This window comes from Pseudomonas fluorescens (genome assembly GCF_001307275.1).
GTDB classification, from domain to species: domain Bacteria; phylum Pseudomonadota; class Gammaproteobacteria; order Pseudomonadales; family Pseudomonadaceae; genus Aquipseudomonas; species Aquipseudomonas fluorescens_AA.
Window position 1 is genome coordinate 1,570,579 of sequence record NZ_CP012831.1, and the last position, 21,017, is coordinate 1,591,595.

Consider the following 21,017-nt stretch of genomic DNA (forward strand, 5'->3'; position numbering starts at 1 on the left):
CGAGGGCGCTTGCTCCCGCTGGGCCGGCCCGACGCTTCGGGCGTAGCGGCCCCAACTTTTACGGTCGCTACGCAACCGAGCGGGAGCAAGCTCCCTCGCCACAGGGATGTAAGTCATCAGAAAAAGTGTAGATATCCTGACCGAATCAGTTGATTTTGAAACGCAGGCGCAGGCCACGCAAACCGAAGCTGACCCATGGCCAGAGCAAGGCACTGACCAGGGCTGGCAAGACCAGCGCCAGGGTTGGCTGGCGATTGCCGGTCAGCGCGCTGAGCCACAGCTGCACCAGTTGCGCCAGACCGAAGATCACCAGAATCACCAGGCACTGCTGCCACATGGGGAACATCCGCAGGCGTTGTTGCAGCGACAGCACCAGGAAGGTAATCAGCGTCAGGATCAACGCGTTCTGCCCCAGCAGCGTGCCGTAAAGCACATCCTCGGCCAGGCCGAGGCACCAGGCGGTGACCATGCCGACCTTGTGGGGCAACGCCAGCGCCCAGAAGGCCAGCAACAGGGCCAGCCACAGGGGGCGCAGGATTTCCATGAATTGCGGCAGCGGCGAAACACTGAGCAACAGGCCGATGGCGAAGGTCAACCAGACCATCCAGCCGTTACCGGATTGGGTACTGCTCATTCTTCTCGTGCTCCCCTGGTGGCTGGCGCAGTGGCCGGCGTGGAGGCTGGCGGTTTGGCGGCGGGCCGGGCTGGCTGAGCTGGCTGCGCGGCGGGCGCGTGGGTAGCCGAGCGGGTCGGTTTCGCAGCAGGTGCGGCCGGAGCAGCGGCCGGCGTCGTTGCCGTAGCCGGTGCAGGCACGGGTGGTTTTGGCACGATGGCTGGGACTGGCGCCGGCACAGCCGTAGCCGGGGCGGCCGACTCGCCGCCCTGCCGGTCCTGGGCTTCCTGGGCCACGGCGGCGTCGTTGGCGCGCTCTTCGGGCGTGCGGTTGTCGCTGAAGACCAGCAGCAGGTAGCGGCTGCGATTCAGCGCCGCCGTCGGCACCGCGCGCACAATGGCGAACGGCTGGCCGGAGTCATGGATGACTTCCTTGACCGTTGCCACCGGATACCCGGCCGGGAAACGCTGGCCGAGGCCGGAGCTGACCAGCAGGTCGCCTTCCTTGATATCGGCGGTATCGGCCACGTGCCGCAGCTCCAGGCGCTCCGGGTTGCCGGTGCCGCTGGCAATCGCCCGCAGGCCGTTGCGGTTGACCTGCACCGGAATGCTGTGGGTGGTATCGGTCAGCAACAGCACGCGAGATGTGTAAGGCATCAACTCCACCACCTGGCCCATCAGGCCCCGGGCATCGAGCACCGGTTGACCAAGGACCACACCGTCGCGCTCGCCCTTGTTGATCAGGATGCGGTGGGTGAAGGGGTTGGGGTCCATGCCGATCAACTCGGCCACTTCGACCTTCTCGTTGACCAGTGCGGAGGAGTTGAGCAACTCGCGCAGTCGCACGTTCTGCTCGGTGAGGGCCGCCAGCTTCTGCATGCGCCCCTGCAACAGCAGGTTTTCGGTCTTGAGTTTTTCGTTTTCGGCGACCAGTTCGGTCCGGCTGCCAAATTGGCTGGCGACACCTTGCCACAAGCGCTGCGGCAGGTCGGTGATCCAATAGGATTCCATCAACACCAGCGACATCTGGCTGCGTACAGGCTTGAGCAGCGTGAAGCGGGCATCGACCACCATCAGCGCGACCGATAGCACGGTCAGCACCAGCAGGCGCACACCCAATGAGGGGCCTTTGGCGAAAAGCGGTTTAATAGGCCGCTCCTCCCAGGCAAATGTTTTCTTTATTCATACGGCATCAGACCGGCCTGGATACGAATGACAGAAGATAAACGCCAACGGGCAGCACTGCAAAGTGCTGCCCGAGAGCGAACAACATAGACCACTGCGCCAGACTTATTCGCTGGAGAGCAGGTCCATGGTGTGCTTGTCCATCATTTCCAATGCACGGCCACCGCCGCGGGCAACACAGGTCAACGGGTCTTCGGCAACGATCACCGGCAGGCCGGTTTCCTGGGCCAACAACTTGTCGAGGTCACGCAACAGCGCGCCACCACCGGTCAGCACCAGGCCGCGCTCGGCGATGTCCGACGCCAGTTCCGGCGGCGACTGCTCCAGGGCGCTCTTGACGGCCTGGACGATGGTCGCCAGCGACTCTTGCAGCGCTTCGAGCACCTCGTTGGAGTTGAGGGTAAAGGCCCGTGGAACGCCTTCGGCCAGGTTGCGACCGCGCACGTCGACTTCACGTACTTCACCGCCCGGGTAGGCCGTGCCGATTTCCTGCTTGATACGCTCGGCGGTGGATTCGCCGATCAGGCTGCCGTAGTTGCGACGCACATAAGTGATGATCGCTTCGTCGAAACGGTCGCCGCCCACACGTACGGATTCGGCGTAGACCACACCGTTGAGGGAGATCAGCGCGATTTCAGTGGTACCGCCACCGATGTCGACGACCATCGAGCCGCGGGCTTCTTCCACCGGCAGGCCGGCACCGATGGCAGCGGCCATGGGTTCTTCGATCAGGAACACTTCACGGGCACCGGCACCGAGGGCCGATTCACGGATAGCGCGACGCTCTACCTGGGTGGACTTGCATGGAACGCAGATCAGCACACGAGGGCTGGGCTGCAGAAAGCTGTTTTCGTGAACCTTGTTGATGAAGTACTGCAGCATCTTTTCGCAGACGCTGAAGTCGGCGATCACGCCGTCCTTCATTGGGCGAATGGCCGCGATGTTGCCCGGTGTACGGCCCAGCATGCGCTTGGCTTCCGTACCGACAGCCACGACACTTTTCTGGTTACCGTGGGTGCGGATGGCCACGACCGAGGGTTCATTCAGGACGATACCGCGCTCGCGCACGTAAATAAGGGTGTTGGCAGTGCCCAGGTCGATGGAAAGATCGCTGGAAAACATGCCACGCAGTTTCTTGAACATGGGAAAGGGACCCTAGGCAACGCGTGGGTAAAAAAGTGCGGCAAACTCTAACAACGACAGGGATTTTGGGCAAGGCGCCAATATGTTAAATTGACCGCTTTTCTGCGCACCAAACCCCACAATCGCGGCCGTAGGGCCGTAGAAATGCGGTAGTGTTCCGACAATCTAACACACGGACAGACTGCGTCCGTTTTGTTTTCCACTGGAGAATCCCATGGCGCTTGAACGCTCCGACGTGGAAAAAATCGCTCATCTGGCCTGTCTGGGCCTCAATGAAGCCGATCTTCCACACATCACTTCTGCCCTGAACAGCATTCTGGGGCTGGTCGACGAGATGCAGGCGGTCGACACCGACGGTATCGAACCGCTGGCCCACCCACTGGAAGCCAGCCAGCGCCTGCGCGCCGACGTCGTGACCGAGTCCAATCATCGCGAGGCCTACCAGTCCATCGCACCAGCGGTCGAAAACGGCCTGTACCTGGTTCCGAAAGTCATCGACTAAAGGGAAAGAGCCTCTCATGCATCACATGACCCTGGCCGAGATCGCCCGCGGACTCGCCGACAAAAAGTTTTCTTCCGAAGAGCTGACCCAGGTCCTGCTGGCGCGCATCGCCCAGCTCGACCCGCAGCTCAACAGCTTCATCAGCCTCACCCAGGAGCTGGCCCTGAGCCAGGCCAAGGCCGCCGACGCGCGCCGCGCCAACGGTGAAACCGGCGCCCTGCTCGGTGCGCCGATTGCCCACAAGGACTTGTTCTGCACCCAGGGCATCCGCACCAGCTGCGGCTCGAAGATGCTCGACAACTTCAAGGCCCCGTACGATGCCACCGTGGTCGCCAAGCTGGCCGCCGCCGGCACCGTGACCCTGGGCAAGACCAACATGGACGAATTCGCCATGGGCTCGGCCAACGAGTCGAGCTACTACGGCGCGGTGAAAAACCCCTGGAACCTGGAACACGTACCGGGCGGCTCGTCCGGCGGTTCCGCCGCCGCCGTGGCCGCGCGCCTGTTGCCGGCCGCCACCGCCACCGACACCGGCGGCTCGATTCGCCAGCCAGCGGCGTTCACCAACCTCACCGGCCTCAAGCCGACCTACGGTCGTGTCTCGCGCTGGGGCATGATCGCCTACGCCTCCAGCCTCGACCAGGGCGGCCCGCTGGCACGCACCGCCGAAGACTGCGCGATCCTGCTGCAAGGCATGGCCGGCTTCGACCCGAACGATTCCACCAGCATCGATGAGCCCGTGCCGGACTACAGCGCCAGCCTCAACGGCTCGCTGCAAGGCCTGCGCATCGGCGTGCCGAAGGAATACTTCAGCGCCGGCCTCGACCCGCGCATCGCCGAGTTGGTCCACAACAGTGTCAAAGCGCTGGAGAAGCTCGGCGCGGTCATCAAGGAAATCAGCCTGCCGAACATGCAGCACGCGATTCCGGCGTACTACGTGATCGCCCCGGCGGAAGCGTCCTCGAACCTGTCGCGCTTCGACGGTGTGCGCTTCGGCTATCGCTGCGAGAACCCGGAAAACCTGATCGACCTGTACAAGCGCTCCCGTGGCGAAGGCTTCGGTGCCGAAGTGCAGCGCCGGATCATGGTCGGTGCCTATGCGCTGTCCGCCGGCTACTACGATGCCTATTACCTCAAGGCGCAGAAAATCCGCCGCCTGGTGAAGAACGACTTCATGGCCGCCTTCAACGAAGTCGACATCATCCTCGGCCCGACCACGCCGAACCCGGCCTGGAAGCTCGGCGCCAAGAACAGTGACCCGGTCGCCGAGTACCTGGAAGACGTCTACACCATCACCGCCAACCTCGCCGGCTTGCCGGGCCTGTCCATGCCGGCCGGTTTCGTCGATGGCCTGCCGGTGGGCGTGCAACTGCTCGCGCCGTATTTCCAGGAAGGCCGCCTGCTCAACGTGGCTCACCAGTATCAGTTGAACACTGACTGGCACACCCGCACCCCAACCGGCTTCTGAGGAGAAACACATGCAATGGGAAGTCGTGATCGGGCTGGAGATTCATACCCAGCTCACCACCCGGTCGAAAATCTTTTCCGGTAGCTCCACCACGTTCGGCTCCGAGCCCAACACCCAGGCCAGCCTGGTCGACCTGGGCATGCCCGGCGTGCTGCCGGTGCTCAACGCCGAAGCCGTGCGCATGGCGGTGATGTTCGGCCTGGCGATTGACGCCGAGATCGGCCAGCACAACGTGTTCGCCCGCAAGAACTACTTCTACCCGGACCTGCCCAAGGGCTACCAGATCAGCCAGATGGAACTGCCGATCGTCGGCAAGGGCCACCTGGACATCGCCCTGGAAGACGGCACGGTCAAGCGCGTCGGCATCACCCGGGCGCACCTGGAAGAAGATGCCGGCAAGAGCCTGCACGAAGAATTCAACGGCGCCACCGGCATCGACCTGAACCGTGCCGGCACGCCGCTGCTGGAGATCGTCTCCGAGCCGGACATGCGCAGCGCCAAGGAAGCCGTGGCCTACGTCAAGGCGATCCACGCGCTGGTGCGCTACCTGGGCATCTGCGATGGCAACATGGCCGAAGGCTCGCTGCGCTGCGACTGCAACGTGTCGATCCGGCCCAAGGGCCAGGTCGAGTTCGGCACCCGCTGCGAGATCAAGAACGTCAACTCGTTCCGCTTCATCGAGAAGGCGATCAACAGCGAGATCCAGCGCCAGATCGAACTGATCGAGGACGGCGGCAAAGTCATCCAGCAAACCCGCCTGTATGACCCGAACAAGGACGAGACCCGTCCGATGCGCAGCAAGGAAGAAGCCAACGACTACCGTTACTTCCCCGACCCGGACCTGCTGCCGGTGGTCATCGAGGACTCGTTCCTCAATGACGTGCGCGCCACCCTGCCGGAACTGCCGCCGCAGAAACGCGAGCGCTTCCAGGCGCAGTTCGGCCTGTCGAGCTATGACGCCAACGTCCTGGCCACCAGCCGCGAACAGGCCGATTACTTCGAAAAAGTCGTGAGCATCGGCGGCGACGCCAAGCTGGCGGCCAACTGGGTGATGGTCGAGTTGGGCAGCCTGTTGAACAAGCAGGGCCTGGAAATCGATGAGTCGCCGGTCTCGGCCGAGCAACTGGGCGGCATGCTGCTGCGGATCAAGGACAACACCATTTCCGGCAAGATCGCCAAGATGGTGTTCGAAGCCATGGCCAATGGTGAAGGCAGCGCCGACGAGATCATCGAGAAGCGCGGCTTGAAACAGGTCACCGACACCGGGGCGATCAGCGCCGTGCTCGATGAGATGCTCGCGGCCAACGCCGAGCAGGTCGAACAATACCGCGCGGCAGACGAAGCCAAGCGCGGCAAGATGTTCGGCTTCTTCGTCGGCCAGGCCATGAAAGCCTCCAAGGGCAAGGCCAACCCGCAGCAGGTCAACGAACTGCTGAAAAGCAAGCTCGAGGGCTGATGGACATGGAGCCAGTCTTGCTGTCTGGCTCAATTCCCTGTGGGAGCGAGCCTGTGGGAGCAAAGCTTGCTCGCGATGAAGACACCTCGATCTATCAGTGGACCGAGTTATCGTTCGTCGCGAGCAAGCTTTGCTCCCACTGGCTCGCTCCCACATTTGTATTTGGAAACTTTCGAATGAAGCGTCTCCTCGGCGCCTGCGCCCTGCTGTCCCTGCTGGCCGGTTGCGCCAGCCAGAGCGGGACGGTCGATCCACACGGCTACGACCAGACCGGCGTCGCCTCTTATTACGGTGCCAGGCACCATGGCAAGCGCACCGCCAGTGGCGAGCGTTTCAACCAGCACGGCCTGACCGCCGCCCATCGCCAGTTGCCGTTCGGCACTCGGGTGAAAATCACCAACCTGGGCAACAGTAACAGCGTGGTGGTGCGCATCAACGACCGTGGCCCATACTCCCGAGGCCGTTTGATCGACGTGTCCCGCGAAGCCGCCGAGCAACTGGGCATGCTGCGCAGCGGCACCGCACGAGTGCGCGTGCAAGCCCTCGACGATTGATAGACGGAGCCCGGCCATTTCCCTACTCACCGCCCTACCGCTGCTCAGCCTGATCGAATTGTTCGGCGCCCTGCTGTTGCTGATCGGCGGCGCCGAACTGCTGGTGCGCGCCGCCGTGGGCCTGGCGGCACGCTTGCAGGTACGACCGCTGATCATCGGCCTGACCGTCGTCGCCTTCGGCAGCAGCGCGCCGCAAATGGCCGTCAGCCTGCAAGCGACCCTGGCACAGAACGCCGACATCGCCGTGGGCAGCGTGATCGGCAGCGGCATCTTCAACATCCTCGTCACCCTCGGGTTGTCGGCGCTGATCATTCCGTTGCGCGTCTCGCGCCAACTGGTACGCCTGGACATCCCGCTGATGATCGGCGCCAGCCTGTTGGTGTTCGTGCTGGCCTGGAATGAAGAACTGACCCGGTTGGACGGCGTCTGGCTTCTGCTGGCCCTGGCGGTGTACCTCGGGCTGTTGCTGCGCCAGTCACGGCATTCGGGGCGACCGCACCCGGTGGGGGGCAACGTGGCCCAGCTGTCCTGGGTCAAAAGTGTGTTGATGATCGCGTCGGGCCTGGCGATGCTGGTTTTCGCCGGACACCTGTTGCTGGGGGCGGCGGTGGAAGTGGCGACGGACCTCGGCCTCTCGGAACGCATCATCGGCCTGACCATCGTCGCCGTCAGCACCTCGCTGCCGGAACTCGCCACTTCGCTGATCGCCGCCTTGCGGGGCCAGCGGGACATTGCGGTGGGCAACGTGATCGGCAGCAACCTGTTCAACCTGCTGGGCGTGCTGGGAGTCACCGCCCTCGCCGCGCCCACGCCACTGTCGGTCTCGCCGAACGCCCTGGATTTCGACCTGCCGGTGATGCTCGGCGTGGCGGTGCTGTGCCTGCCGGTGTTCTATTCCGGTTATCGCGTTACCCGCGCCGAAGGCCTGTTGTTCCTGGGCTTGTACCTGGCCTACGGGCTGCACGTGGTGTCGTTCACCACCGGCATGCCCCTGGCCGGTCAACTGGAACGGCTGATGCTGTTCTATGTGCTGCCGGCCCTGCTCGCGTTTTTGCTGTTCACCTCCCTGCGCGCCTGGCGCCGCCAACACCACAAGAGGGATTTGCCATGACCGACACTCCAAAGACCGGCCTGGACATGCGTCGCCAGGTCATGGGCGACGCGTTCGTCGACCGCGCCCTGGGCAACGCCACCGAGTTCACCCAGCCGTTGCAGGACTTCGTCAACGAACATGCCTGGGGCAGTGTCTGGCAACGCGAGGGGCTGCCGCTGAAGACCCGCAGCCTGATCACCCTGGCCGCCCTCACCGCCCTCAAGTGCCCGCAGGAACTCAAAGGCCACGTGCGCGGCGCGCTGAACAACGGTTGCACGGTGGAAGAAATTCGCGAGGCGTTGCTGCATTGCGCGGTGTACGCGGGCGTGCCGGCGGCGATCGATGCGTTTCGGGCGGCGCAGGAAGTGATCGATAGTTACCAGAAGCCGGAGTGATCGTTAGATCGCTATCGCGAGCAAGCTCGCTCCCACAGTTGACCGGCGCTGAACACAAAATTTGTGTACGCCACGAACCTCCTGTGGGAGCGAGCTTGCTCGCGATTGGACCTCCAGAACACCGCAAGCCCAAGCCTAGATCCACCCACCCCACTGCAACACAAAGATCCCCAGGTTGGTGGTAATCGCCGCCATCAAGGTGGTGATCACGATGATCGCCGCCGCCAGTTCATGGTTGCCATCGGCCGCCCGGGCCATGACGAAGCTGGCGGCGGCGGTGGGGCTGCCGAAGTACAGGAACAGGATCCCCAGTTCCGCCCCACGAAAGCCCCAGAGCCAGGCACCGAGGGTGGCCACCAGCGGCAGGCCGACCATTTTCACCAGGCTCGAACTCAGGGCCATCTTGCCACTCTTGCGCAGGGCCGCCAGCGACAGCGTACCGCCGATGCAGATCAGCGCCAGGGGCAAGGTCATTTGCGACAGGTATTTGGCCGAGGTCTCGAACCAGTTGGGCACGCCGATCTGCCAGTAGGCGAACGGCGCGGCGACGATCACGCTGATGATCAGCGGATTGCTGATCACGCTTTTGCAGATGCTCCACGGATCGGACTTGATCACCGGGCTGTAGACCGCCAGCACGATGGTCGACAAGGTGTTGTAGAACAGGATCACCAGCGCCGCGAGAATCGCCCCCAGGGAAATCCCGTAGTCGCCATACATGCTCGCCGCCAGCGCCAGGCCGATGACCCCGTTGTTGCCGCGAAACGCACCTTGGGTATAGATGCCGCGATCTTCCCGCGGGCAACGCCAGATCGCCCAGCCCCAGGCCATCGCAAAGCTCACCAGGGTGGCGATGGAAAAATAGATCAACAGAGCCGGCTGCAACGCCGCGTGCAGGTCCGCGTGCAGGATGCCGAGGAACAACAGCGCCGGCATGGTGACGTTGAACACCAGGGACGAGGCGATGTGGATGAAGTTGTCGTTGATCCAGTCGATGCGCTTGAGCAACACCCCCAGAAACAGCATGGCAAACACCGGCGCGGTGACGTTCAGGGTTTCGAGGAAAATTGCCAGCATGCCGGGGACCTTGAGAGGGGTGTCGTTAGGTGGCTAATGATAAGCCACTCACGGCACTGGCGTCTGGTGAAGTGCTATCGCGAGCAGGCTCGCTCCCACATTGGTTCTTTGGTAAACACAGAATCCACATTCACCGCAGCCCCCTGTGGGAGCGAGCTTGCTCGCGAAGACGGCGGCACATCCAACATCAATGCGAGCTGAACCACCGCCATCGCGAGCAAGCTCGCTCCCACACTGGGTCTCCAGCGATCACGACATCATCAAGTTATCGGCGCCGGGTTGAACAAGGTGATGTCGTTGTACAGCTTGTGCCGCTCGGCCCAGGTCTGCTTCTTGCCGCTGGCCACGTCCAGGTAGTAGTGGAACAGTTCCCAACCCAACTCTTCGATGGTCGCCCGTCCGGTGGCGATCCGGCCGGCGTCGATGTCGATCAGGTCCGGCCAGCGCTGGGCCAGTTCGGTGCGGGTCGAGACCTTCACCACTGGGGCCATGGCCAAGCCGTACGGCGTGCCCCGGCCGGTGGTGAACACATGCAGGTTCATCCCCGCCGCCAGTTGCAAGGTGCCGCAGACAAAATCACTGGCCGGCGTGGCACAGAAGATCAGGCCCTTTTGCTTGAAGCGTTCGCCCGGGCCGAGCACGCCGTTGATCGCGCTGCTGCCAGACTTGACGATCGAGCCCAGGGATTTTTCGACAATGTTCGACAGCCCGCCCTTCTTGTTGCCCGGCGTGGTGTTGGCACTGCGATCGGCCTCGCCCTTGGCCAGGTAGCGGTCGTACCAGTCCATTTCCCGCACCAGCTCCTGGGCGACTTCCTGGGTTTGCGCCCGGGAGGTCAGCAGGTAGATCGCATCGCGCACTTCGGTGACTTCGGAAAACATCACCGTCGCCCCGGCGCGCAGCAACAGATCCGAGGCATACCCCAGCGCCGGGTTGGCGGTGATGCCGGAAAACGCATCGCTGCCACCGCACTGCATGCCCAGGATCAGCTCCGAGGCCGGCACGGTTTCGCGACGACGCAGGTCGAGTTTCTTCAGGCGTGTCTCGGCCAATTCCATGATCTGCTCGATCATTTCGGTGAACCCGTGACTCGAATCCTGCAAGCGATACAACCACGGCTCGCTGAGGTCCACCGAACTGTCGCCCTCATGCATCACCTGCCCGGCCTGCAATTTCTCGCAGCCCAGGCTGATCACCAGCGCTTCGCCACCCAGGTTCGGGTTGCGTGCCAGGTTACGCACGGTACGAATCGGGATGTACGCATCGGTGGCGGTGATCGCCACCCCACAGCCGTAGCTGTGGGTCAGCGCCACCACGTCATCGACGTTCGGGTACTTGGGCAGCAGCTCATCCTTGATGCGCTTGACCGCATGGTCCAGCACCCCGGTCACGCACTGCACCGTGGTGGTGATGCCCAGGATGTTGCGCGTACCGACGGTGCCGTCGGCGTTGCGATAACCCTCGAAGGTGTAGCCCTCCAGCGGCGCATCGGCCGCCGGCACGTCGGTGGACAGCGGCAAGCTGTCCAGCGGCGGCGCGGTGGGCATACGCAACTGGTCTTCCTTGACCCAACTGCCACGGGGGATCGGTTGCAGCGCGTAGCCGATGACCTGGCCATAGCGAATCACCTCGCCGCCCTCGGGAACATCCTGCAGCGTGACCTTGTGGCTCTGGGGCACAAAGTCCACGGTGACCAGGCCGTCCGGGAACTCGGTCCCGGCCGGTACGCCCTGGTCGTTGACGACGATCACCACGTTGTCCCGCTCATGCAAGCGGATGTAACGGGGCGAGTCGGCATGTTCAATCAATTGCATTGCTGCCGCTCCTTCAGGATTTCGCTTCGGACAGGCTGGAGATGCCGGCATCCTTGGCCGTTGGTTCCTTGAGCACGACACGCTTGATCGGCCCCACGATGACCAGGTAGCTGAACACCGCCATCAGCGCGTTGCAACCGACGAACACCAGTGCCCACTTGAACGAACCGGTGGAGCTGATGATGTAGCCGATGACAATCGGCGTAGTGATCGACGCCAGGTTACCAAAGGTGTTGAACAGGCCACCGCTCAAACCGGCGATCTGTTTTGGCGACGTGTCGGAAACCACGGCCCAGCCCAATGCGCCCACGCCTTTACCGAAGAAGGCCAGGGCCATGAAGCCCACCACCATCCATTCGATGTCCACGTAGTTGCACGCCACGATGCTGCTGGACACCAGCAGGCCGGCGATGATCGGCGCTTTGCGGGCGAAGGTCAGCGAGTGGCCCTTGCGCAGCAGGTAGTCGGAAATCACCCCGCCCAGCACGCCACCGATGAAACCGCAGATGGCCGGCAAGGACGCGATGAAACCGGCCTTAAGGATGGTCATGCCGCGCTCCTGCACCAGGTACACCGGGAACCAGGTCAGGAAGAAGTACGTGATGCCGTTGATGCAGTACTGGCCCAGGTAAACGCCGAGCATCATGCGATTGGTCAGCAGTTGACGGATGTAATCCCACTTCGGACCGTCGGCTTTCTTTTCCTTGCCCTTGTCCTGGTCCATGTCGACCATCGCGCCGTTGGCGGCGATGTGATTGAACTCGGCCTCGTTGATCATCGGGTGCTGACGAGGGCTGTAGATCACTTTCAGCCAGATCAGCGAGAACACGATGCCGATCACGCCCATCACGATGAACACGTGCTGCCAGCCGAAACGGTAGACGATCCAGCCCATCAGCGGTGCGAACAACACGGTGGCGAAATACTGCGCCGAGTTGAAGATCGCCGAGGCGGTGCCGCGTTCTGCGGTGGGGAACCAGGCGGCGACGATCCGTGCGTTGCCCGGGAAGGACGGCGCTTCGGCCAGCCCAACCAGGAAGCGCAGCATGAACAGCGCAACCACGGCCGTGGACATGCCGAATTCACCCACATAGCCTTGCAGCACGGTGAACAGCGACCAGGTGAAAATGCTCAAGGCATAGATTTTTTTCGACCCGAAACGGTCGAGCAGCCAGCCGCCAGGGATCTGCCCGGCCACATAGGCCCAGCCGAAAGCGGAGAAGATGTAACCGAGGGTGACGGCATCGATGCCGAGGTCTTTTTGCAGGCTGGAGCCTGCGATGGCGATGGTGGCACGGTCGGCATAGTTGATCGTCGTCACCAGGAACAGCATGAGCAGGATCAAATAGCGGACGTGTGTCGGCTTGGTCGCTTGCATGTAGATGTACTCCCACTATTTATTTTTATGCGGGTCAGCAGATTGTGACGCCAGGACGGGATCACCCGCCCTGGCGGTGTCGCACTTACGATCCGATGTAAGAAGTTTTAACCACGGTGTAGAACTCTTGCGCGTAGCGACCTTGCTCACGCGAACCATAGGACGAACCTTTGCGCCCGCCGAACGGCACGTGGTAATCCACGCCGGCGGTCGGCAGGTTGACCATCACCATGCCCGCCTGGGAATGGCGCTTGAAGTGGTTGGCATACTTCAGCGAGGTGGTGGCGATACCGGCGGACAGACCGAACTCGGTGTCGTTGGCCATCGCCAGCGCCGCCTCGTAGTCGGCCACGCGCACGACGTTGGCCACCGGGCCGAAGATCTCTTCGCGGCTGATGCGCATCGAGGCTTCGCTGTCGGCGAACAGGGTCGGCGCCAGGAAGTAACCTTCGGTGTCGCACGTCACCAAACCACCACCGCTCACCAGCCGCGCGCCTTCGCTCTGGCCGATGTCGATGTACTTCAAGTCCTGGCTGAGCTGGGCTTCGGAAACCACCGGGCCGATGTCGGTGCCGGCCTTCAACGCATGACCGACCTTGATCGACTGCATGCGCTCGGCCATGGCCGCAACGAACTTGTCGTGGATGCCGGCGGTGACGATCAGGCGACTGGAGGCCGTGCAACGTTGGCCGGTGGAGTAGAACGCGCTCTGCACCGCCAGTTCGACGGCTTGCTTGAGGTCGGCGTCGTCGAGGATGATCTGCGGGTTCTTGCCGCCCATCTCCAGCTGCACCTTGGCCTGGCGTGACACGCAGTTGACCGCGATCTGCCGGCCCACGCCCACGGAACCGGTGAAGCTGATGCCGTCGACTTTCGGGCTGTTGACCAGGACTTCACCGACCACGCGGCCGCTGCCCATCACCAGGTTGAACGCACCGGCCGGGAAACCGGCGCGGGAAATGATCTCGGCCAGGGCCCAGGCACAGCCCGGCACCAGCTCGGCGGGCTTGATCACCACGCAGTTGCCGTAGGCCAGGGCTGGGGCGATCTTCCATGCGGGGATGGCGATCGGGAAGTTCCACGGGGTGATCAGGCCGACCACACCGAGGGCTTCACGGGTGACTTCGACGTTGACGCCTGGGCGCACTGACGGCACGTAATCGCCCGACAGGCGCAGGCATTCACCGGCGAAGAATTTGAAGATGTTGCCGGCGCGGGTCACTTCGCCGATGGCTTCAGGCAGGGTCTTGCCCTCTTCCCGGGCCAGCAGTTGGCCGAGTTCTTCGCGGCGGGCGAGGATCTCGCTGCCGACTTTGTCCAGGGCATCGTGACGGGCCTGGATGCCCGAGGTCGACCAGGCCGGGAAGGCGGCGCGGGCGGCTTCGATGGCGGCATTGACTTGCGCTGCGTCAGCCTTGGCGTATTCACCGATGACATCGGACAAGTCAGACGGGTTGATGTTGGTGCAATAGTCGGCACCGGCCACCCACTGACCGTTGATGTAGTTATCGAAACGCTTTGAATCTGCCACGGATGCTCCTCCTAACAAAAAGCCTGTCTGGTCTTGAGGCGTTCCCCCGCAGCGCGTGGGAACGATCAAGCCTTACGCAAAAAGCCGCTGATTACTCAGCGGCCTTGTCGGGTCTGTTATTGCTTGCCTTGCTTGTCGATCAGCGCGGCCAGGGCTTCGTATTCTTCTGGCAGCAGATCGGTCAGCGGCGTGCGCACAGGACCTGCGTCGTAGCCAACGATTTTCGCGCCGGCCTTGACGATGCTCACGGCGTAACCGGCCTTGCGGTTACGGATGTCCAGGTAAGGCAGGAAGAAGTCGTCGATGATCTTGCCGACGGTCTCGTGATCGTCGCGGGCAATGGCGTGGTAGAAGTCCATCGCGGTTTTCGGGATGAAGTTGAACACCGCCGAGGAGTAGACCGGAACGCCCAGGGCCTTGTAGGCCGCGGCGTAGACTTCAGCGGTCGGCAGGCCGCCCAGGTAGCTGAAACGATCGCCGAGGCGACGACGGATCGACACCATCAGTTCGATATCGCCCAGGCCATCCTTGTAGCCGATCAGGTTCGGGCAGCGCTCGGCCAGTTGTTCCAGCTGAGTGGCGTTCAGGCGGCAGACGTTGCGGTTGTACACCACCACGCCGATCTTTACCGATTTGCACACGGCTTCAACGTGGGCGGCAACGCCGTCCTGGCTGGCTTCGGTCAGGTAGTGCGGCAGCAGCAGCAGGCCCTTGGCACCCAGGCGCTCGGCTTCTTGAGCGTATTCGATGGCCTGGCGGGTGGCACCGCCAACACCGGCAAGGATTGGCACGCTGGTGGCGCAGGTATCGACGGCGGTCTTGATGACCTGCGAATACTCGCTGGCGGCCAGGGAGAAGAATTCACCAGTGCCGCCCGCTGCGAACAATGCAGAGGCGCCATACGGGGCCAGCCACTCGAGGCGCTTGACGTAGCTGTCGCGATTGAAATCGCCTTGGGCAGTGAAATCGGTGACCGGGAACGACAGCAGGCCAGACGAGAGGATGGACTTCAGTTCTTGTGGATTCATTATTCGAACACCCTGGGACGCAAATGATTGTGTGAGATGGTTAAGCTTCGGCCAGAAGTTGTAGGTCATCGTACAACTTAAATAATCTGCGTCAACTGCATTTCGTCATCGAAGGGTAAAAAAGGCCGACGGACCGTTCGTCAGCACTGTCGACTCTGCCAGTAGGCGTGACGGTGTGTTGCAGGCATAACGCAGCAGTGGCCGTGCGACCGCCCGGCCGGTGTTTTCTGGCTAGCTATCTAACAGTGAGTCACCGTATGCGACGTGCACGGTCGCCTCACAGGGAGAGACACCATGGCTAATTTTGCACTGCCCATCCTCACCCAGTTCTCAGGCAACAAACCCGCCGAGAAGGTCACGATCAACCTGTCGAAGCTGGGGGCCAATCTGGAAGTCCAGATTCCTGACTCGAATGAAATCTCCGCCGATTGGTCGGTCTACCCGATTCTCGGCGCCAACAAGGATCATCCCGACTGGTCCGGCCAGCAGGTGGCGGCCGGCACCTGGGACGATGCCAACGACGGCATGGTGAAACTGACGGGGCTGAAAGTCACCGTGCCCAAGGCGGAACTGCAAAAGTATCTGGGCCGGCAGGTTGAACTGCGCTACCGGTTTGCCAATGAGTCGGGGTATGACTTGTATTCCGACCCGTCAGTGAAGTTGAAGATCGAGCCCTAGGCGCCCAGGCACGGCGGCGGCTGACCCGACGCCATCGCGAGCAGGCTCGCTCCCACAGGGGGATTGTGGCGGACCTGAATCCAGAGACCACAGGAGATCAATTGTGGGAGCGAGCTTGCTCGCGAATAGGCCACTCATCCAGCCTATCTATAAGCTGCCCCTCCGCCATCGCGAGCAAGCTCGCTCCCACAGGGGGATTTTGTGGCGGACTTTAATCCAGTGATCACAAGAAATCACTGTGGGAGCGAGCCTGCTCGCGATAGCGGTGGCTCGACTGGTCAGATCAACCCTGGGCCTGGGCCTCTTCATGAGCCTGGCGCAGCCGCTCGCGGCTATTGGTCAGATGCAGGCGCATGGCCGCACGGGCCGCGTCGGAGTCCTGGCGGGCGATGGCTTCGTAGATTTCCTCGTGCTCGCGGCTCAGGCGATCCATGTAGTGCTGGTGGTCGTCGTGGGCCAGGCGCGCCGAGTTCAGCCGGGTACGCGGGATGATGCTGGTGCCCAGGTGGGTCATGATGTCGGTGAAGTAGCGGTTGCCGGTGGACAGGGCGATTTCCAGGTGGAAGGCGAAGTCCGAGGCCACCGCGTCGCTGGCGTGGGCAGCGCTTTCCTTCAAGGCGTCGAGGGCGGCGCGCATGGTCGCCAGTTGTTCGTCGCTGCGGCGCTGCGCCGCGAGCCCGGCGGATTCCACTTCCAGGCTGATGCGCAGCTCCAGGATCGCCAGCACGTCCCGCAAGGTGACGACCGTGGCCGGGTCGATGCGAAAACCGCTCGGGCTGGGCGTGTCCAGCACGAAGGTGCCGATGCCATGGCGGGTTTCCACCTGGCCGGCGGCCTGCAACCGGGAAATCGCCTCGCGCACCACGGTGCGGCTGACGCCATGGGCTTCCATGATCGCCGACTCGGTGGGCAATTTATCGCCACGCTTGAGCAGGCCATCGCGAATCTGCTCGGTCAGCACCGTCACCAGCTCCTGCGCCAGGCTGCGGCGCTTGCGGGGAAGGCGGGGTATGTCGATCGGGTTTTCCATTGTGTCTGTGTCTCGGCAAGCGGCTGAATGACAACATCATAGCGCAACGTGGTTGTACGATCACCGTGGGTGCAGTGGCGAGTCGAGGGCTGACACCGAGTCGCCTTCATCGCGAGCAGGCTCGCTCCCACATCGGATCGGTTATAGACATGAACATCCGATTCACCACAAACCCTTGTGGGAGCGAGCTTGCTCGCGATGGCGGAGGGTCAGCCACATCAACATCAACTGATACACCGCTATCGCGAGCAAGCTCGCTCCCACAGGTCTTGGGTGTTTATGCTGTCACGGTGCGCTCCACCAGTTGGCCATTTTCGATACGCACATGTCGCGGATGGAAACGTTTCAAACTGCTTCGGTGGCCGACGCTGACGATGCTCAGGCCCGGCAACTGGTCGATCAGCGCCTGGTACAGCGTCGCCTCGTCTTCTTCGTCCATCGCCGACGTGGCTTCGTCCATGTACAACCATTGCGGTGCATAAAGCAATGCACGGGCAAAGGCCAGGCGTTGTTGCTCGCCAGGCGAGAGCATGCGCTGCCAGTGGTTGCTTTCATCCAGTCGCGGGATCAGGTGCGGCAGGCGGCAGGTTTCCAGCACCTGTGCATAACGTTCGTTGGGGTAGACGTCGCCAGCCTGTGGATAACTCAACACTTCCCGCAGGCTGCCAATGGGCAGATAGGGCTTTTGCGGCAGGAACAGGTAACGCGCCGCCGGAAGCCGGATCGTCCCGTGCCCCGCGGGCCACAAATGTCCCATCGCGCGAAACAGGGTCGACTTGCCACTGCCGGAACGACCGCTGAGCATGACCCGCTCGCCCGGTGCCACGCTCATATCGGCGTTGTCGAGCAGATGACGACCGTCGGCCAGATCCAAGCCGAGGTTATGAACCGCCAACGCACTCCCCTGGTTCTGCACATCGATGGCCGGCACGCGGTCTTCGTTGTCGCTCATGGCCTGGCGGAAGCTCAACAGACGATCACAGGTGGCGCGCCACGCGGCAAGGTCGGCGTAGGCGCTGATGAACCAACTGAAGTTCTCCTGCACATTGCCGAAGGCCGAGTTGATCTGCATGAGCTCGCCCAGCTGGATCTTGCCGGCGAAGTAGCGCGGCGCGGCAACGATGAACGGGAAGATGATCGCGATCTGGCCGTAGCCGGAGGTGAAGAACGTCAGGCGCTTGGACACCCGCATGATGTCCCAGAAGTTATGCCAGACCAGGCCGAAGCGCCCGCTCAGGCGGCGGTTCTCGTTCGGTTCGCCGTTGTACAGCGCAATGCTTTCGGCGTTTTCACGCACCCGGACCATGGAGAAACGCAGGTCGGCTTCGAAGCGTTGCTGGTTGTTGTTCAGCCCGATCAGGCGTCGGCCGATCAGGTGCGTCAACCAACTGCCCACCGCCGCATATACCAGGGCGCACCAGAACATGTAGCCGGGGATGGTGTAGCCGAACACTTCGATGCTGCCGGACACGCCCCACAAGATGATCGAGAACGACACCAGGCTGACCACGGTGCGCAGCAATCCCAGCCCCAGGCCCAGGGTATTGGTGGTGAAACTGTTGAGGTCTTCGGAAATCCGCTGGTCCGGGTTGTCGGTATAGCCGCCCTGCTCCAGCCGGTAGTAATTCTTGTTGCCCAGCCAGCGGGCGAAATGCTGCTCGGTGAGCCAGGCCCGCCAACGAATGGTGAGCATCTGCGTGAGGTACAAGCGATAGACGGCGCCGAGGATCGCCACCGCCGCGATGCCGCAGAAATACAGGATCAACTGCCAGAACGCCGCGCTGTCCTTCTCTTGCAGGGCGTTGTAGAAATCCTTGTACCAACTGTTGATCCACACCGAGATCGCCACGCTGAACAACGACAGCGCGATGACCGCGATCAACAGCGTCCAGGCCTTGCCCTTCTCCTCACTGCGCCAGTACGGCGTGGTCATTTGCCAGACACGGCGGAAAAACTGCCCGCGCACCGCGTCATTGACCGCGGAATATTCAGCGTTCTGATTCATGGTTAAGGCTCAATAGGGAAAAGAACTAGTGTCATGTTTCGCAAATACGTTTCTTTTTGACGAGTGGCTGTTGTCGTCAGGCAAGGCGCCGCGACGAGTCATAGCCCGCTATGGCGAGGAGCGGCAACGCAGCATGACGGCAACAGACGCCGTCAAAAAGGAACAGTATTTGTGATACATGACGCTGGGGCCGATCATAAAGCAACGGCCCGATGTGTCGCGAGGGTGGACAACACCTGTTCAGCGCAGGTTCAGCGACGCACGGGACGCTTTTGCAGTTTGCGCTGCAAGGTCCGCCGGTGCATGCCCAGGGCGCGGGCCGTGGCGGAGATATTGCCCTCGTGCTCGGTCAGCACCCTCTGGATGTGTTCCCATTGCAGGCGATCCACCGACATGGGGTTTTCCGGCACCAGGGTGTCGAGGTCGGCGTGCTCGGACAACAGCGCCGCCAATACGTCATCGGCATCCGCCGGCTTGCACAGGTAATTGCAGGCGCCGCGCTTGATGGCTTCGACCGCGGTGGCGATGCTCGAATAACCGGTGAGGATCACCACACGCATTTCCGGGTCCAGCTCCAGCAACTTGGGCAGCAGCACCAGGCCGGAATCGCCGTCCATTTTCAGGTCCAGGGCGGCGTAGTCCGGCAGGTCGGCCTGGGCGATGGTCAGGCCCTCTTCGGCGGAACCGGCGGTGCTGACGCGAAAACCGCGGCGGGACATGGCCCGGGCCATGACGCGGGTGAAGGTGGCGTCGTCATCCACCAGCAACAGGTGCGGCAGTTCTTCGCCGTCGACTTGGATCTCGTCACTCATGTTTCGTCTCCTCGGTCGGCATGGGGCAGGCGCAGCTCGGTGAGCGTGCCGCCTTCCTCATGGGGGTAGAGTTTCACCGAGCCGCCGGCGCGTGTCACGCTGGCTTTGCTCAAGAACAGGCCCAGGCCGAAGCCTTTGCCCTTGGTGGTGTAGAACGGCTTGCCGATCTGCTCGGCAATCGCCAGCGGCACACCGGCACCGTGGTCGCGAATGCAGATGGTCAGTTCATAAGCGTTCCAGTCCAACGCCACTTCCAGGTTGTCGGGACAGGCATCGGCGGCATTGTTCAGCAGGTTCAACAGTGCTTGGGTCAGGTCTGGCGGCGGCGCCATGCGCGGCACCACGCCCTTGCCCAGGCACTGGAAGCGATAACTGGCTTCCGGGCGCATCAGGTGCCAGCGGTTCAGCGCATCGTCGAGCCAGAAGGTGACCGCCTGCATGTCGATGTCCAGCCGGCGATTGGCCTCGGCGGCACGCACCAGGTATTGCAGGGTTTCCTTGCAGAGCTTGACCTGGTCCTGGAGCACGCTGAGATCGTCCTGCAGTGCCGGGTCGTGATGGTCCTGGCGCATTTCCTTGAGCAGCACGCTCATGGTCGCCAGCGGTGTACCCAATTCATGGGCGGCACCGGCAGCCTGGGTTGCCACGGCCAGCAATTGCTCGTCCCGCAGGCCCTCCTCACGACGGATGGCCCGCAGCTCTTCCTGGCGGCGCAGCTCCTCGGCCATGCGCGCGGCAAAAAACGTGATGACCGCCGCCGCCAGGGCGAAACTCAGCCACATGCCGTAGATCTGCAGGTTCTCCCGGGCGATGGGAAAGGTTTCCAGCGGGTAGAAGCGCGCCAGCAGCAAGGTGTACAGCGCCAGGGCGATGCCGGAAAGGATCAGCGAAAACCGCCACGGCAACGTCACCGCGGCGATGGTCAGCGGCACCAGGTAATAAGAGACGAAGGGGTTGGTGGAGCCGCCGGAGAAATACAGCAACGCGCTGTGGATAAACAAGTCGCCGGCCAGCTGCACGGCATATTCCAGCTCGGTCACCGGCCACGAGGCACGCAGGCGAATCGCCGTCAGCGCGCACAGCACGCTGGAACAGACCAGGGTGATCGCCAGCTGCAGCCAGGGCAGCGGCAGCAGGTCGAACCAATAGGCGAGCCCCACGGAGCCGGCCTGGGCCGCCAGGACCAGAATACGGATAAACGTCAGGCGCCAGAGGTTCTGGCGGGAAGCGGAAGTCATTTGCAAAGGGGCGAGCAT

The 21,017-nt window shown here is 62.6% G+C and carries 19 protein-coding genes; 7 read left to right on the forward strand and 12 right to left on the reverse strand.

Translation table 11 applies throughout. The annotated features are described in order from the left end of the window. Positions 1–145: 145 nt before the first annotated feature. The 3 genes from mreD to mreB all read right to left on the reverse strand — a co-directional run bounded on the left by mreD (position 146) and on the right by mreB (position 2,940). The gene (mreD, locus tag AO356_RS07130; protein ID WP_003197820.1) at positions 146–634 is read right to left on the reverse strand and encodes a rod shape-determining protein MreD; all 489 of its coding nucleotides are present in this window, start codon (positions 632–634) and stop codon (positions 146–148) included. Next, on the reverse strand, positions 631–1,761 hold the full coding sequence (mreC, locus tag AO356_RS07135; protein ID WP_081015329.1) for a rod shape-determining protein MreC: 1,131 nt from the start codon (positions 1,759–1,761) through the stop codon (positions 631–633). Before mreC ends, mreD begins: the two co-directional genes overlap by 4 nt. Before the next feature lie 141 nt (positions 1,762–1,902). Continuing rightward, complete coding sequence (gene mreB / locus AO356_RS07140; protein ID WP_002555108.1) at positions 1,903–2,940, reverse strand: rod shape-determining protein MreB; 1,038 nt, start codon at positions 2,938–2,940, stop codon at positions 1,903–1,905. A 214-nt stretch (positions 2,941–3,154) separates the two neighbouring features. On the opposite strand from mreB, the gene gatC reads away from it, so the two are divergent. The 6 genes from gatC (at position 3,155) to AO356_RS07170 (ending at position 8,408) form a co-directional block, all read left to right on the forward strand. Beyond that, a complete protein-coding gene (gene gatC, locus AO356_RS07145) occupies positions 3,155–3,442 on the forward strand; it encodes an Asp-tRNA(Asn)/Glu-tRNA(Gln) amidotransferase subunit GatC (protein WP_020297123.1) in 288 nt (95 codons plus the stop codon). A 16-nt stretch (positions 3,443–3,458) separates the two neighbouring features. After that, positions 3,459–4,910, forward strand: a complete 1,452-nt coding sequence (gene gatA / locus AO356_RS07150; RefSeq protein WP_018601844.1) for an Asp-tRNA(Asn)/Glu-tRNA(Gln) amidotransferase subunit GatA — start codon at positions 3,459–3,461, stop codon at positions 4,908–4,910. A gap of 10 nt (positions 4,911–4,920) precedes the next feature. Then, a complete protein-coding gene (gene gatB, locus AO356_RS07155) occupies positions 4,921–6,366 on the forward strand; it encodes an Asp-tRNA(Asn)/Glu-tRNA(Gln) amidotransferase subunit GatB (protein ID WP_060739170.1) in 1,446 nt (481 codons plus the stop codon). A 176-nt stretch (positions 6,367–6,542) separates the two neighbouring features. Continuing rightward, positions 6,543–6,920: a septal ring lytic transglycosylase RlpA family protein gene (locus AO356_RS07160; protein WP_060739171.1), complete on the forward strand. Its 378-nt coding sequence runs from the start codon at positions 6,543–6,545 to the stop codon at positions 6,918–6,920. Positions 6,921–6,969: 49 nt separating this feature from the next. Then, positions 6,970–8,031 (forward strand): calcium/sodium antiporter, encoded by a 1,062-nt coding sequence (locus AO356_RS07165; protein WP_060739172.1) that lies wholly within the window; start codon positions 6,970–6,972, stop codon positions 8,029–8,031. Further along, entirely contained in the window at positions 8,028–8,408 is a 381-nt protein-coding gene (locus tag AO356_RS07170) for a carboxymuconolactone decarboxylase family protein (RefSeq protein WP_025211835.1), read from the forward strand. Before AO356_RS07165 ends, AO356_RS07170 begins: the two co-directional genes overlap by 4 nt. A gap of 135 nt (positions 8,409–8,543) precedes the next feature. Here the strand turns inward: AO356_RS07170 and AO356_RS07175 are convergent, their stop codons facing one another. The 5 genes from AO356_RS07175 to kdgD all read right to left on the reverse strand — a co-directional run bounded on the left by AO356_RS07175 (position 8,544) and on the right by kdgD (position 15,236). After that, positions 8,544–9,485, reverse strand: a complete 942-nt coding sequence (locus AO356_RS07175; protein ID WP_060739173.1) for an AEC family transporter — start codon at positions 9,483–9,485, stop codon at positions 8,544–8,546. A gap of 260 nt (positions 9,486–9,745) precedes the next feature. Next, the gene (garD, locus tag AO356_RS07180; protein WP_060739174.1) at positions 9,746–11,299 is read right to left on the reverse strand and encodes a galactarate dehydratase; all 1,554 of its coding nucleotides are present in this window, start codon (positions 11,297–11,299) and stop codon (positions 9,746–9,748) included. 13 nt (positions 11,300–11,312) lie between these two features. Next, entirely contained in the window at positions 11,313–12,677 is a 1,365-nt protein-coding gene (locus AO356_RS07185; RefSeq protein ID WP_060739175.1) for an MFS transporter, read from the reverse strand. A gap of 85 nt (positions 12,678–12,762) precedes the next feature. Continuing rightward, entirely contained in the window at positions 12,763–14,208 is a 1,446-nt protein-coding gene (locus tag AO356_RS07190; RefSeq protein WP_060739176.1) for an aldehyde dehydrogenase family protein, read from the reverse strand. A 116-nt stretch (positions 14,209–14,324) separates the two neighbouring features. After that, the gene (gene kdgD, locus AO356_RS07195) at positions 14,325–15,236 is read right to left on the reverse strand and encodes a 5-dehydro-4-deoxyglucarate dehydratase (RefSeq protein ID WP_060739177.1); all 912 of its coding nucleotides are present in this window, start codon (positions 15,234–15,236) and stop codon (positions 14,325–14,327) included. Between the two features lie 294 nt (positions 15,237–15,530). On the opposite strand from kdgD, the gene AO356_RS07200 reads away from it, so the two are divergent. Continuing rightward, positions 15,531–15,914, forward strand: coding sequence for a hypothetical protein (locus AO356_RS07200; RefSeq protein WP_060739178.1), 384 nt, complete (start codon positions 15,531–15,533; stop codon positions 15,912–15,914). 283 nt (positions 15,915–16,197) lie between these two features. On the opposite strand, the gene AO356_RS07205 is transcribed toward AO356_RS07200, so the two are convergent. From AO356_RS07205 to AO356_RS07220, 4 genes are all read right to left on the reverse strand, one after another. Further along, complete coding sequence (locus tag AO356_RS07205; RefSeq protein ID WP_060739179.1) at positions 16,198–16,944, reverse strand: FadR/GntR family transcriptional regulator; 747 nt, start codon at positions 16,942–16,944, stop codon at positions 16,198–16,200. Positions 16,945–17,221: 277 nt separating this feature from the next. Next, complete coding sequence (locus tag AO356_RS07210) at positions 17,222–18,949, reverse strand: ABC transporter ATP-binding protein/permease (RefSeq protein WP_060739180.1); 1,728 nt, start codon at positions 18,947–18,949, stop codon at positions 17,222–17,224. Between the two features lie 251 nt (positions 18,950–19,200). Continuing rightward, positions 19,201–19,761: a response regulator transcription factor gene (locus AO356_RS07215; protein ID WP_003177957.1), complete on the reverse strand. Its 561-nt coding sequence runs from the start codon at positions 19,759–19,761 to the stop codon at positions 19,201–19,203. After that, positions 19,758–21,017 (reverse strand): ATP-binding protein, encoded by a 1,260-nt coding sequence (locus AO356_RS07220; RefSeq protein WP_060739181.1) that lies wholly within the window; start codon positions 21,015–21,017, stop codon positions 19,758–19,760. The genes AO356_RS07215 and AO356_RS07220 overlap by 4 nt, the downstream gene beginning before the upstream one ends.

Bases quoted from the DNA above. Each gene is read 5' to 3' on its own strand.
- mreD (WP_003197820.1), bottom strand. From the start codon at position 634: ATGAGCAGTACCCAATCCGGTAACGGCTGGATGGTCTGGTTGACCTTC.
- mreB (WP_002555108.1), bottom strand. From the start codon at position 2,940: ATGTTCAAGAAACTGCGTGGCATGTTTTCCAGCGATCTTTCCATCGAC.
- gatC (WP_020297123.1), top strand. From the start codon at position 3,155: ATGGCGCTTGAACGCTCCGACGTGGAAAAAATCGCTCATCTGGCCTGT.
- gatA (WP_018601844.1), top strand. From the start codon at position 3,459: ATGCATCACATGACCCTGGCCGAGATCGCCCGCGGACTCGCCGACAAA.
- gatB (WP_060739170.1), top strand. From the start codon at position 4,921: ATGCAATGGGAAGTCGTGATCGGGCTGGAGATTCATACCCAGCTCACC.
- AO356_RS07160 (WP_060739171.1), top strand. From the start codon at position 6,543: ATGAAGCGTCTCCTCGGCGCCTGCGCCCTGCTGTCCCTGCTGGCCGGT.
- AO356_RS07170 (WP_025211835.1), top strand. From the start codon at position 8,028: ATGACCGACACTCCAAAGACCGGCCTGGACATGCGTCGCCAGGTCATG.
- AO356_RS07175 (WP_060739173.1), bottom strand. From the start codon at position 9,485: ATGCTGGCAATTTTCCTCGAAACCCTGAACGTCACCGCGCCGGTGTTT.
- garD (WP_060739174.1), bottom strand. From the start codon at position 11,299: ATGCAATTGATTGAACATGCCGACTCGCCCCGTTACATCCGCTTGCAT.
- AO356_RS07185 (WP_060739175.1), bottom strand. From the start codon at position 12,677: ATGCAAGCGACCAAGCCGACACACGTCCGCTATTTGATCCTGCTCATG.
- kdgD (WP_060739177.1), bottom strand. From the start codon at position 15,236: ATGAATCCACAAGAACTGAAGTCCATCCTCTCGTCTGGCCTGCTGTCG.
- AO356_RS07200 (WP_060739178.1), top strand. From the start codon at position 15,531: ATGGCTAATTTTGCACTGCCCATCCTCACCCAGTTCTCAGGCAACAAA.
- AO356_RS07205 (WP_060739179.1), bottom strand. From the start codon at position 16,944: ATGGAAAACCCGATCGACATACCCCGCCTTCCCCGCAAGCGCCGCAGC.
- AO356_RS07210 (WP_060739180.1), bottom strand. From the start codon at position 18,949: ATGAATCAGAACGCTGAATATTCCGCGGTCAATGACGCGGTGCGCGGG.
- AO356_RS07215 (WP_003177957.1), bottom strand. From the start codon at position 19,761: ATGAGTGACGAGATCCAAGTCGACGGCGAAGAACTGCCGCACCTGTTG.
- AO356_RS07220 (WP_060739181.1), bottom strand. From the start codon at position 21,017: ATGCTCGCCCCTTTGCAAATGACTTCCGCTTCCCGCCAGAACCTCTGG.